Source organism: Pseudoalteromonas sp. PSi26, assembly GCF_054960575.1.
Genome location: NZ_JBHNYT010000001.1, coordinates 355,924 through 369,502, shown reverse-complemented (window position 1 = coordinate 369,502; position 13,579 = coordinate 355,924). Strand labels below are relative to the sequence as shown.

General features: G+C 41.5%; 6 protein-coding genes. All 6 read left to right on the top strand.

Annotation, left to right across the window (positions count from 1 at the left end; genetic code table 11):
- The first annotated feature begins 13 nt into the window (after nucleotides 1–13).
- The 6 genes from ACFI34_RS01660 (at nucleotide 14) to recD (ending at nucleotide 13,579) form a co-directional block, all read left to right on the top strand.
- On the top strand, nucleotides 14–2,287 hold the full coding sequence (locus tag ACFI34_RS01660) for a TonB-dependent receptor domain-containing protein (RefSeq protein ID WP_462672170.1): 2,274 nt from the start codon (nucleotides 14–16) through the stop codon (nucleotides 2,285–2,287).
- Nucleotides 2,288–2,356: 69 nt separating this feature from the next.
- Nucleotides 2,357–3,481: an alkaline phosphatase family protein gene (locus tag ACFI34_RS01655; protein ID WP_462672169.1), complete on the top strand. Its 1,125-nt coding sequence runs from the start codon at nucleotides 2,357–2,359 to the stop codon at nucleotides 3,479–3,481.
- Entirely contained in the window at nucleotides 3,478–4,533 is a 1,056-nt protein-coding gene (locus tag ACFI34_RS01650) for an alkaline phosphatase D family protein (protein WP_462672168.1), read from the top strand. Before ACFI34_RS01655 ends, ACFI34_RS01650 begins: the two co-directional genes overlap by 4 nt.
- A gap of 181 nt (nucleotides 4,534–4,714) precedes the next feature.
- On the top strand, nucleotides 4,715–8,014 hold the full coding sequence (gene recC / locus ACFI34_RS01645) for an exodeoxyribonuclease V subunit gamma (protein WP_462672167.1): 3,300 nt from the start codon (nucleotides 4,715–4,717) through the stop codon (nucleotides 8,012–8,014).
- The gene (recB, locus tag ACFI34_RS01640) at nucleotides 8,001–11,567 is read left to right on the top strand and encodes an exodeoxyribonuclease V subunit beta (RefSeq protein ID WP_462672166.1); all 3,567 of its coding nucleotides are present in this window, start codon (nucleotides 8,001–8,003) and stop codon (nucleotides 11,565–11,567) included. The genes recC and recB overlap by 14 nt, the downstream gene beginning before the upstream one ends.
- Nucleotides 11,564–13,579, top strand: coding sequence for an exodeoxyribonuclease V subunit alpha (gene recD, locus ACFI34_RS01635; protein ID WP_462672165.1), 2,016 nt, complete (start codon nucleotides 11,564–11,566; stop codon nucleotides 13,577–13,579). The genes recB and recD overlap by 4 nt, the downstream gene beginning before the upstream one ends.

Sequence of the window (13,579 nt, the reverse complement as noted above, 5' to 3'; positions counted from 1 at the left end):
AAACGGGACAACAATGTACGCTTTAAAGAGTAAATCGATTTTGAGCATGGCCATTGCCATGGCGGTATCAACATCTGCTTATGCTAACGACACGACTATTGAAGAAGTAACGGTTGTGGCAAAGCCAACCAGTTACGCTAATAATGTGATTGAACCTGCCATGTTAGAGCAGCAAAGCACGGTTTCAAGTGTGTTGTCAGTCATTGATAATTTGCCAGGCATTAGTATAAACGAAGGTGATGCATTTGGTGGTGACGATTGGTCTACCACCATTACAATGCGTGGTTTTAGTATTGACGGGAATCAGCAGCAGTTAGGTATGACAGTTGATGGTATTCCTAATGGCGGTTCTAATTATGGCGGCGGTGCAAAAGCAAATCGCTATTTAGACACTGAAAACCTTGCAACCGTTGAAGTAGGTCAAGGTACGTCTGATATTAAATCGGCATCACTTGAAGCGCTAGGCGGTACATTTAACTTTGTCAGTAAAGCGCCAAGCCTTGAAAAAAGCACTACTTTTGCGTACACGTCGGGCAGTCACGATGCTACACGATATTACTTAAAACACGAAACGGGTACATTATTTGATAACACCCAAGCTTACGTTAGTTACTCGCAAACTGATACTAGCCGTTGGATTGGTTCGGGTAGCAATGGTGGTAAAGATAACCAACACGCTGAAGCTAAATTTGTTACTACGTTAACGGATTTAACCATAACCGGGCGTATATCATACGATGACGTAAGCGAAACAAATTACAACAGCGTGAATCTAGCCCAATTTGAGCAAACACCTGACTGGGATCAACTAACGTGGAATTGGACGGGTGTGCCGCATTTTGACCAAATGTTTGCAGAAGGTTGGGGTACACTTCGCGAAAATACGTTAGCCTATTTAAAGTTTGAATACGCTATTTCGCCAACGTCATTACTTACTATAAGCCCTTATTATCATAAAAATTCAGGGCGTGGCGATTGGATCCCACCTTACCTAACAACCCCAGTTGATGAAAATGGTAACCCAACAACCGAAGGTGGCTCAAATGCAGGGTCTTACGGTTTTACCGACAGTGAAGGTAATCCGCTTGCACCGAACGCAGATTGTACAGCTAGCTTAAGCTGGCCATGGGAGTCTGGCCCGGGGTTAAACCCTGCGTGTTACGATGCAGGTGCAACACCGGTTATGTCGTATCGTCATACTCATTACAATAAAAATCGCTTAGGTGTTACTGCCCATTATGCCGCTACATTTGGTATGCACGACATAGAAGCGGGCTTTTGGTATGAGCAAAGTGACCGCGACGAATCGCGCGATTGGCATAAGGTCATTGACGCGCGCATTTACCACCACTACGACAGCACGCCTTACTGGACTCAATATAAAAATACCTTTGAAGCCGATACGCTAAAATGGTACGCACAAGATTCAATGGCATTTGGCGATTTAACGCTTAACGTAGGTGTCAAAAAATACCTCGTTGATATTGAAAAGTTCGACCATTACCAAAATGCAACAACTGCAAAAGTAAACAGTGACTCAGATATACTGTTTAGTGGTGGTATTGTGTACCAGTTAAATAACTCAACAGAGCTATTTACTAGTTATAGCGAAAATTTTGCAGCTATAAAAGATGGTGTGCTTGAGCGCGACAGCTCTGATTTATCAGCCATTGAACCAGAAACAGCTGAAAATATTGACTTAGGTGTTCGTTACCAAAACGATGCTCTTAAACTGACCGCTACAGCTTATTCAATTGAGTTTGATAACCGTATTACCTTTATTGCACCTGGCAGTGATACTGGCGGCATTGACTATACCATTGGTACTAACGGCTCTTACTTAAATGTAGGCGGTATTGAATCACAAGGGCTAGAGCTTTCAGCAAGTTACATGCTTAGCCCTGAGTGGAGTTTTTACAGCTCGTATACAAATAATAACTCAGAGTACAAAGGTGATGCGCCAGGTTTTGAAGCGGGCGATAAGGTTATAGACTCAGTGGATGACTTATTTGTGCTTTCTACCGATTATTACAGTGGCGATTTTCGCTTTGGTTTGTCGGCTAAATATACCGGTGAGCGTGGCGACGTAGATAGCTACACTGTGCTTGATTTAAATGCGGGTTACGCAACACAAGTTGATGCAGGGCCATTTAAAGCTGTTGATATTGCTTTTGTTGTTTATAACGTAACAGATGAAAGCTACTTAGCCGGCGGCACAGGTAATGGTTCAACTTACTTTATAGGCTCGCCTCGCACTGCGGCAGTTACCTTTACAGCTACGTTTTAAGCAATCAATTACGTAAATATAAGCCCATCACATTGATGGGCTTTTTATTTAACGTGAGGTGAAAAATTCATGCATACAATATTAAAAGTATTATTAGCGAGCTTTATTTTACTTGCCAGCTCTGTGTGTGCGAGTGACGCAAACGTTGTGCTTGTGACCCTTGATGGCGTGCGCTGGCAAGAAGTATTTAGTGGTGCTGATAAAAATCTTATTAGTAATAAAGACTTTGTTAAACAGCCGAGCGATTTAAGTAATGAATTTTGGGATGAAAATCCACACAAGCGTCAGCAATTATTAATGCCTTTTTTAACGCAAGTAGTGGCTAAACAAGGCGTAATTATTGGCGACAGAACAAAGGGATCTACAATGTCGGTTAGTAATCCGTGGTATTTTTCGTATCCCGGTTATAACGAAATCTTAAGTGGCGAAGTAGATGAAAATATTAACAGTAACGATAAAGTGTATAACCCAAATAAAACTATTTTAGAGCGTTTAAACGCGCAAGCTGCATTTAAGAACAGCACCGCGTTATTTGGTAGCTGGGATGTGTTTCCATACATTGTAAATACCCAGCGCAGTAACGTATATGTAAATGCAGGGTTTATGCCTATTGCAGAGGATTTATTTGCAGATGCGCCACTTTTAAATACACTGCAAAAAGAAATCCCCAGTCCGTGGGCAAATGTTCGATTAGACAGTTTTACCTATCGTTTTGCTAAAGCCTACATGTTGGCTAAACAACCCAAGTTGCTGGTAATAAGCTTAGGTGAAACAGATGATTTTGCCCACGATGGTCATTACGATGCTTACTTAAAATCAGCGAAACAAAGCGATGTATTTTTAAAAGACTTATGGCAAACCATTCAAAGTACCCCGGGTTATAAAAACAAAACAACGCTTATTATTACTACTGACCACGGTCGCGGTAGCAATGCAAACGATTGGCAACACCATAGCTCTAAACAGGCCTTAGCTAAATCAGTGCAAGGTAAAAGGGCATTCCCAGAGGGAATTGTTGGTTCGGAGCATATTTGGCTTGGCGCAATTGGCCCTGCCATTAAAGGAAATGGCCTAATAAAAATTAAAAATGTTAAGCAATCGCAAATTGCCGCTACAGTGCTTTCGGCACTTGGTCAGCAACCACATATAATAAACCCCAATATGGCACCCGCTATTAAAGAGATTTTAAAATGAAAATGTTATTAAACCCTATTTTATATTCAACGCTTGCGTTGGTTGTTAGTGCAAGCGCGATGGCTGCACCATCAAAAATATTATTTGGCTCGTGCGGGCATCAAGACAAAGACATCCCAATATTCGACACCATAAACAAAGAGCAGGGCGATCTATTTATATTTTTAGGCGACAATATTTACGGCGACACCAATGACATGTCAGTGCTTGCTAATAAATATCAAAAACTAGGTGCAAAACCCGGCTTTAAAACCCTAAAAGAAAACACACCTATTATTGCAATGTGGGACGATCACGACTTTGGTCAAAACGATGCCGGAAAAGAATACCCTCACAAAGAAGAATCGCGACAAATTATGCTCGACTTTTGGGGCGAGCCTAAAAACACAGAGCGTAGAACACGCTCAGACGGTATTTATACCTCGTATATGTATGGTGAAGGCGAGCAAACGGTGCAAGTGATTATGCCCGATTTACGTTGGAACCGTGACACACTTAATCATGTAAGCGAGCTTGAATATTACACCAAGCGTAAATTAAACAACCAAGGCCCTTATAGCCCAACAGAAGTAAAAGGCGCATCTATGCTAGGTGAAGCGCAATGGCAGTGGCTCGAGCGCGAGCTTAAAAAACCTGCTGCTATTAAGCTTATTACATCAAGCTTGCAGTTATTGCCTGATTTTACAGGCTGGGAGTCATGGGCAAACTTTCCAGAGGATCGAAATCGTTTATTTACGTTAATTAAAAAACATAAAGTAAATGGCGTGGTGATCATTAGTGGCGATACACATTGGGGGGAAATATCTAAATACGATCAAAACCTAGATTATCCGCTTATTGAAATGACCAGCTCAGGTTTGACTGAAAAATGGAAAGACGTCAGCCCAAATAAGCATCGTGTGGGCGATTACACGCACAATGTAAACTATGGTGATTTAAGCATTGATTGGAAACAAGCTGACCCAGCTATCTCATTAAAACTCAAAGGGATTGACGGCAAGGTCATTATGCAAAGTAACTTTGGCCTTTCAAGTATTAGCCCTTATAAATAAAGCGCGATATAAATAATAAACGCATAGTGATTAAAAAGTGATTAAAGTAAGTTCTGTGCGTTTATTTTTTGTTTAACTACCTTCTAACTTGCTGTTTTATTAACGTCATTTTCCCCTTATTGCTACCCCTATAATTGAAAATATCTTACACTGGTTTTACTTCAAGTAAGGACAGTGTCGTATGCTCAATATTATTCAATCAAACCGTATGGAAGCCCTGCAGGCACAGTTTCATCAACTGTTAAAGGTAAGCCCATTGCAAAGCCCGTTCGATAAAGAAGTGGTGCTGGTGCAATCTCCGGGTATGTCGCAGTGGCTAAAAATTGGCTTGAGTGAGCATTTAGGTGTGGCTGCACAGGTTGATTTTCCGTTGCCATCGAGTTTCATTTGGCAACTTTATCAGCAGCTATTACCTAATGTGCCTAAAGAGTCGGCTTTTAATAAGCCAAACCTTGCTTGGAAATTGTTTTCAATTTTACCCACTTGTATTGACGAGCCGTTGTATTTACCCCTAAAAACCTACTTAGAGGGCGATATTGATGGCCAAAAAACCTTTGCTCTATGTGAAAAAATAGCCGATGTGTACGACCAATACCTAATGTATCGACCGCATTGGATAGCCACGTGGGATAGCGGCAATGATGAACTTGATGACGTAGATGTGACCATTGCACCATGGCAGCCTGATTTATGGCGCCGAATTGTAAAATTAAGCAAAGAGCTGGGCCAAAGCCAATTTCACCGCGCTAACATGCAGGGGCAATTACTTGCTGCCTTGGAAAATATGGATAACAGCTTATTACCTAAACGCATTAGTTTATTTGGTATATCAGCCATTGCTAATTCCCAGCTTGATGTGTTTGAAGCATTGAGCAAAAAAACAGAGGTGTTTTTATTCTTTTTTAACCCGAGTGAGCACTACTGGGGCGACATAATTGACGAAAAAACAGCGGCTAAAATAAACGCTAAATACGCCAAAATGCCGCTGGTGGAAGCGCAGCAAAAAAAACAATCTAACCCAGATGAAGACTATTACTTTATAGGTAACCCACTTTTATCGTCGTGGGGGAAGTTAGGTCGCGATTATTTTGAACAGCTAGTGCAACTTGATGCCCGGTGGATTGATGGCTTTATAGATGCGTTTGACACTACATTACTTGGGCAAGTACAAAGCGAAATTTATCAACTTGCATTTAAAGGGGAGTCGCTTACCGATAACAAAGAATGGTTTATAAACGATGAAGGTAAATTACCAGTAAGTGCAAACGATACCAGTATTACCCTTAGTGACTGCCATACACCGCTTAGAGAAGTTGAGCGATTACACGACTACTTACTTAATTTGTTTAACCAAAACCCTGCGCTTACCCCAAAAGACATTATTGTAATGATGCCCGATGTAGGCACATACAGCCCCTATATAGAAGCTGTATTTGGTGGTGCGCAAGGCAGCCGCTATATTCCCTACGCGTTAGCTGATTTAGCCATAGAGCAAGAAAAACCCGTGCTAAGCTCATTTGCAAGCTTAGCTAACTTACCGTTCTCGCGGTTTGGCGTATCAGATATTTTAGATTTACTGCAAGTCACCCAAATAGCTGAAAAGTTTGGTTTAGAAGCCCATGAGTACGAACAAATACAATACTGGCTTGAACGCGTAGGTGTTAAATGGGGCATAAACGGCGAACATAAACACAGTTTTGATTTACCCGCCATTGAGCTAAATACATGGCAGCATGGTTTAAACCGTTTATTACTGGGTATTGCCATGCGAGACGAACAGTGCCCATTTAATGGTATTTACAGCGCCGATGAAGTAGAAGGAATGGCACTTGATACGCTTAATAAGCTGGTAGACTTTATCGATGTGCTTCAAAACTTTAAAGCCAAGCTTACCCCCGACGACACCCTTACTAATAAAGCGCACATTTTAAGCGAGCTACTTGGCGCTGTTTACGAAAGTGAAAGCGACGATAGTTGGGATTTACTCGTGCTGCAAAAAGTGCTTGAAGATATTCAAAAGCACCACGATAACGGCGACTACAATCAAGCGGTGTCGCAGCGTATAGTTAGCTATTTAATAAAACAAGGTATACAAGAAAAAGGCGTAGGCCAGCGATTTTTGGTCGGGCAAGTCAACTTTTGTACTTTAATGCCTATGCGCGCTGTGCCGTTTAAAGTGGTGTGTATGCTAGGTTTAAACGACGCTGACTACCCACGTAACGTGCAACCTATTGGTTTTGATTTAGTGCCGCATTCTAAAAAGCAAAAAGGTGACCGTTCACGAAAATTAGATGACCGCTACCTATTTTTAGAAGCGCTACTCAGTGCCCGCGATAATCTTTATATGAGCTATGTTGGTCGCTCGTGCTTTGATAACCAACCCCGAATGCCATCAACCTTGGTGAGCGAGTTATTAGAATACATAGGGCGTAGCTTTACGCTAAAAGACGATTCAACTAAAACCTTGCCTGCATGTTTAATTAGCCAGCAACACTTGCAGCCGTTTAACAGCCACTACTACCAAGCTAACGATAGTAAAAATAACGTGCTCAGCAATCATAGTTATAACCCAATTTGGCTGCCAAATGAGCCTGTTTTACCAGAGCCCGTTACCGCACTTGATGTAAAACCACCTGAACAGTTAGAGCTTGATGTGTTTATACGCAGTATTTGCAACGCACAAGAGAGCTTTTACAGTCAAACATTGGGTTTACGCTTGCCACAATTTAACGAAGTGGCAAAAGATGAAGAGCCATTTAGTATTGATGCGCTGCGCCGTTACTTTTATTTAGACGAAATATTAGAAGCCACAATTAACGATACGCCAATGAGTACTGAGCAAATTTTGCAGCGCGGCGAGTTACCGCAAGCGAATGTGGGGAGTTTAGCTTTACAAAGCATGCAACACCGCGTTGACGCGCTTGCAGTGCAGGTGAAAGAGCAAATAAAAGCGGGTAAAAGTGAGCCTATAGAGGTGTCGTTTAATATTCAAGGAACACAAATTCAGGGCTGGCTTAACCATATTTTTATGCAAAAGCAGGTGTTTTACCGTAGCGCCAGTATTAAAGCCAAAGACATGATTAGAGGCTTTATTTATCACCTTGTGGCTCAAAGTATGGGGTATGACCTCGAAACTCTATTACTTGGGCTTGATAAACAAATTAGCTTTGCGCCTATGAGCAAAGCCGACGCTGATTTAATTTTGGCAGATTGGTTTGAATTATACAAAGCACTGCGTAAAGAGCCTGTGGCGTTTTATCCGGTAAGTGGATACGAATACATAAAAACGGGTGGCGATATGGCAAAAGCGATGAATAAATTTAGTCCGCAATACATAGGCCGAGGTGAAGGTGAAAACCCCTACATTAGATTAACGGTGCAATCCCTTAACGACTGCCAAGACGAGTTTATTAGCTGGAGCGAAAAGCTACTCGCGCCGTTATATGAGCATGCTAAGGAGAGAGACCATGCAAGCGCTTAATCCACTTACTATGCCCCTTAAAGGGCAAAGTTTAATAGAAGCCAGTGCCGGAACGGGTAAAACGTATACCATTACCGGGTTATATTTACGCTATTTACTTGGCATGCAAATACCGGGTGAGCTTAATGCTCCTTTAAGCGTAGAACAAATTTTGGTAGTAACGTTTACCGACGCTGCTACTCAAGAAATTAAAGACCGTGTGCGTAACCGTATTATTGCTGCGCGAGATGCATTACTTGGCCAAGACCCAAACGATGAGTTAATTGAAGGCGTAATTGCCGCAGTAGATGACAAACACAGAGCCTTTGATTTATTGGATGCTGCAGCAAAATCGATGGATGAAGCCGCTATATTTACAATTCATGGCTTTTGTCAGCGAATGTTAAAGCAACATGCGTTTGAATCGGGTGTGGCATTTAATTTAGAGTTTATTTTAGACGAGCGCGACATACTGCTCGAAACAATAAAAGACTTCTGGCGTTCGTTTGTTTATCCACTGAGTGAAGACAGAACCGATGCTATTTTAGATGTATTTGCAGCACCCGAGTCTTTATTTTCACAAGTAGCCAGTATTTTAAATAAGGCCAATGCGCACATAACACCGCAAATAAACTTAGATGATGTATGGCAAGCTCGTGATGAATACCTAGCTCTCATCCCACAGTTTAAAAAAGATTGCCAAGAACACGGATTTACTGATGCTATTAAAGGCTCAGGCCTAAGTGGTGCTAAAACACCCGCTCGCAAAGCAAGCCTTGCAGCGCTTGATGCATTTTGTGCAAGCGGTGACGTGTTTTTTGAGTTTGGTACCAATAAGTACTCGTTTGAAATATGGAGTACCGAGAACTTAAGTGACACCACTAACTATAAAAAAAATCAGCCTTTGTTTACGCATCCACTATTAAGTCAGTTTGATACCTTATCAGCGCTTAACAACACCATGAACCAAGGTTTAAAAATAGCGTTGGTACAAGAAGCTGCACGCTGGGTAAAATCAGCCATTGTTAAGCGCAAGCAAGAGCAAAGTGTGATCACCCCCGACGACTTACTCACTAATTTATACACTGCACTTAATAATGAGCAAGGTGATGTGCTTGCGCAAAAAATTGCGCAGTTATTTCCGGTTGCTATGATAGATGAGTTTCAAGACACCGATCCGATTCAGTATGGTATTTTTAGCCAAATTTATGGCCAAGCCAATACTACACTTGCCATGATAGGCGATCCTAAACAAGCTATTTACGGTTTTAGAGGCGCAGATATATTTACGTACATAGGCGCAAAAAAGGCGGTAGACGAGCCTCAACAATTTACACTGGGCACTAATTTTCGCTCAAGCAGCGATATAGTAAACAGCGTAAATAGTTTATTTAGCAAACACGACAACAGTTTTATTTATAACGATGTTATTCCGTTTAACAAAGTGAGCGCTAAGGGTAAAAAAGCAGATGAATCGTTTTTAATTGATGGTAAACCGGCTAACGCCTTTGAATTTAACGTGTTTGTAGATGAAGCCGCCGATGAAAAAAATAAACCCACCAGTAAAGGATTAGGGCAAGCACACCTAGCCACTTACTTTGCTAATAAAATAGTCACTTTATTAGAACACGCTAAACAGGGCACTGCGTGCATTGGCAAAACGCCAATAAGTGCGGCAGACATATGTATTTTAGTACGTGATCGCGTTGAAGCGCAAATAATGAAAAAGGCTTTGAGCGAGGCTAAAATTGCCAGTGTATATCTATCCCGCGATAGCGTGTTTAGCCAAGAGTTGAGCCATCATTTACTTAATTTTTTAACTGCATTACATGGTCAATATGACGAGTCATTACTTCGTGGTGTGCTCGCAGGACCGTTATTTTGTTTAAGTTATAACGATGTATACGCACTTGCCGATAACGAAAACGCTTGGCAAGAGCACTTAAACTTTTTTGCTCAGCTTAGCCATATTTGGCATAAGCAAGGGGCAATGGCCATGCTTGAGCGATTACTAAACCATAATCAGTTAAGTGCTAAATGGCAAGGTTTAGGCTACAACGTGGAGCGGTGGCTTACCGACTTTAGACATCTTGGTGAAATATTACAGCAAAAACAAATTGAGCTTGAAGGCACATTACGCTTACTGCGCTGGTTTGCGCAAAAAGTGAGTCAACAAGATGGCGAAACTGTACAGGTGCGTTTAGAAAGTGATGCCAACTTAGTTAAAATTGTGACAATGCATGCTTCAAAAGGGCTCGAATATCCATTGGTATTTATGCCGTTTGCCAGTGGTTATCGTGAAACTAAAGAAGCGCTTTATCATAAAAATGGCAAACTTATTTATGATTTAAGTAAGGATGAAGACGCACTCCAGCAGGCTGAAAAAGAGCGCTTAGCCGAAGATTTACGTTTATTGTATGTAGCGCTTACGCGCGCAGTGCATTTTTGTGCGCTGGGTGTTTATAACATAGGGCAAGGGCAAAGTAGTCGGTTAGCGATTCAAAGTAGTGCGCTTGGGCATGTGCTGTTCTCAGAGCTCGAAATTTCAAGCAGCCAAATATGGCGAACACATTTAAGTGAGTTTTGCGACAAGCACACATTCATGTGTTATCAACAATTTACCTCTGAAGAATTACGCCAACAGGGAACCTTACAGTTTGCTAATACCGAGGCTGCTCAGCAAATTCTGAGTGTAAATAATAGTAAGGCGCACATAGAACGAGATTGGCGTGCAACCAGCTTTAGTGCATTGAGTTTTAAAAAGCACAGCGATGAATTAGCCCCAGGGCGAAGCGATGAAGATCACGAGAAAGACGAGTTTGCGGTTCAACAAGACGAACTCCCTTCACCTTTTAGTTTTCCTAAAGGGGCAAAGCCAGGAAGCTGTTTACACGAAATTTTTGAACAAATTGATTTCACAAGCCCAGTTGCTCATCCCACAAACAGCGAACAAAATTTGTCACAGGTAATTAAACGGGCCTTTGAAAAATATCACATTAGCGACACATGGCAGCCAATTGCCCAGCAGTGGGTACTCGATGTACTTAATTGCCCATTAAATGCTCAAACTGATTTAAGTTTAAGTAAGCTAGCGCCCTGTGACTGCTTAGTCGAAATGGAGTTTCATTTACCGCTGACCAGTTTAAGTGCCCCCAAGCTTAACGAAGTGCTCATTAAACATTTTGGCTTTGTACAAAGTAAGCTGGATTTTTCTCATGTTAAAGGGCTTTTAAAAGGCTTTGTGGATTTAATATTTTGTTACCAAGGGAAATATTATATTTTAGATTATAAATCTAATTACTTAGGTAATACGCCTAAAGATTATGAACCCGAGCAGCTAGAGCAAGCCATGAGCAGTCATCAATACCATTTACAGTATTTAATATATACCGTAGCGCTGCATAGGCTATTAAAACAACGCATTAGTGACTACTCAATTGAGCGTCACTTAGGAGGCGTGTATTACACCTTTTTACGTGGTATGCCAGCAGGGCAAGGTGTCTTCTTTAATAAATTGACTTTAGAGCAAGTAACTATCTTAGATGGCTTATTTAGCCAAGGAGCCATGCTATGAGTGAGTTAAATCAGCAGCCGGGTTTATTTGACACGCTAGAAGAGGACGTTGAACAAGCGCCTTTAGCGTATGAGCAACAGGCAGTATCTAATAGTGTGGTTACTGAAGTGCCGTTACTGGACTATTTACTGGGTGAAAATAGAATACGCGTCGTTGATGTAAAACTTGCGCAGTTACTCTCAAATACGGATAAAACAACACATAAAGAGCTGTTTTATATTGTATTGTTGTTATGTATAGCCCAACAAAGCCAGCACAGTTGCTTAACATTAAACACCATAGATTGGGCTAATCCGTTTAATTTACGCCAAAGCGACTTTAATAAAGTTGAAGGAAATATTCCCGATACTTATAGCCCTTTTATGCAAGGGTTTAACCAACAAACCGCGTTAATCTACTTGCAAAATCATCAAAGCGTTGGGGATGCCAAACCACTTCAGTTATTTGACCAACGCCTTTATTTTTCGCGTCTTGCTGCCTATGAGCAAATACTTGCGGAGCGTTTGTTAGCGATGAGCGAGCGAGCACTTAATATTGATAATCAAACTCTTGCAACCCTATTGCAGCATTATTTTGAAGAGCAATCAGAGACCGGCATTGACTGGCAAAAAGTGGCGTGCGCCATTGCTGCAACTAAAGGGTTTAGTGTAATAACCGGTGGGCCAGGAACAGGTAAAACAACCACAGTAACTAAGTTGCTGGCTATATTGCAATCGCTTTACAAAGCAGCGCCATTAAGCATCAAGCTGGTGGCACCGACGGGTAAAGCTGCGGCTAGGCTAAGTGAGTCTATTTTAGGAGCTAAAAATCAGCTAAGTAGTATACCCGACGATATAAAAGCGCTGATCCCTGATACTGCGCAAACTATTCATCGTTTATTGGGGGTAAAACCTTTTACTAATAAATTTAGACATAGTCAAAGGAATCCTCTGCACTTAGATGTGTTAATTATTGATGAAGCAAGCATGGTGGATTTATCGCTAATGGCGAAATTGATAGAAGCTTTGCCTGCTCATGCTCGATTAATACTGCTTGGTGATAAAGACCAACTTGCCTCGGTTGATACAGGCAGCGTTATGAGCGATTTGTGCCAAGGGCTGGCACTTGGGCGCACACCAAACTACTCAAAGCAGCGGTGTGATGAACTAAATGCGCTTTGTTTTAATAATCAGCCCACATTAACATCGCAGGAAAATAGCCCATTTAAACTAGCCGATTGCATTGCCTTTTTACAACGCAGTTACCGCTTTGATGCTAAAAGTGGCATAGGTCAACTGGCATTGGCAGTTAATACAAATAATAGTGGCTTATTAAATTATGTAGAGCAAGAGAGTGTTGAAGGGCGTTTTAGTGATGTTATTTTGGATTACGACTTTGTAGGTAAACCAATAGAAAACCTAGTAAATCGAGCAGCCAAACATTATGCACACTATTTAAATTTAATTGCCCAAGGTGAGAGTGTAGCCAAAGTGCATACTGCGTTTGCAGGTTATCAATTACTGGCCGCAGTAAAAGAGGGTGACTACGGCGTTAATAGTTTGAATCAACGCATCGAACGCACCTTGCAGCAACAAGGGTTAATAAACGTAAACCCAAACCAGCGCCACTATAGTGGTATGCCTATAATGGTGAGCCAAAACGATTACCAATTAAAGCTCTTTAATGGCGATATTGGTATTTTAATGAATGATGAAGCTGGGCAGCTTAAGGCTATATTTATTGATGAGCAGGGCAGCACACGTGCATTTTCACCGGCCCGTTTACCCGCCCACGACAAAGTGTTTGCAATGACAATACATAAGTCTCAAGGGTCAGAATTTAGCTATACCGCAATGGTTTTACCGCCACTACAGCAGGCAAGTGTTGGGGTTAATCGCCAGCTTGTTTATACCGGTATTACCCGTGCAAAACATACTTTTGAGTTAGTTGCCGATAAGAAGGTACTGCAGTTAGCGATGAGCAAAACTGTATCGCGCTCATCTGGTTTATATGAGCGGTTACAAGCGGAATAA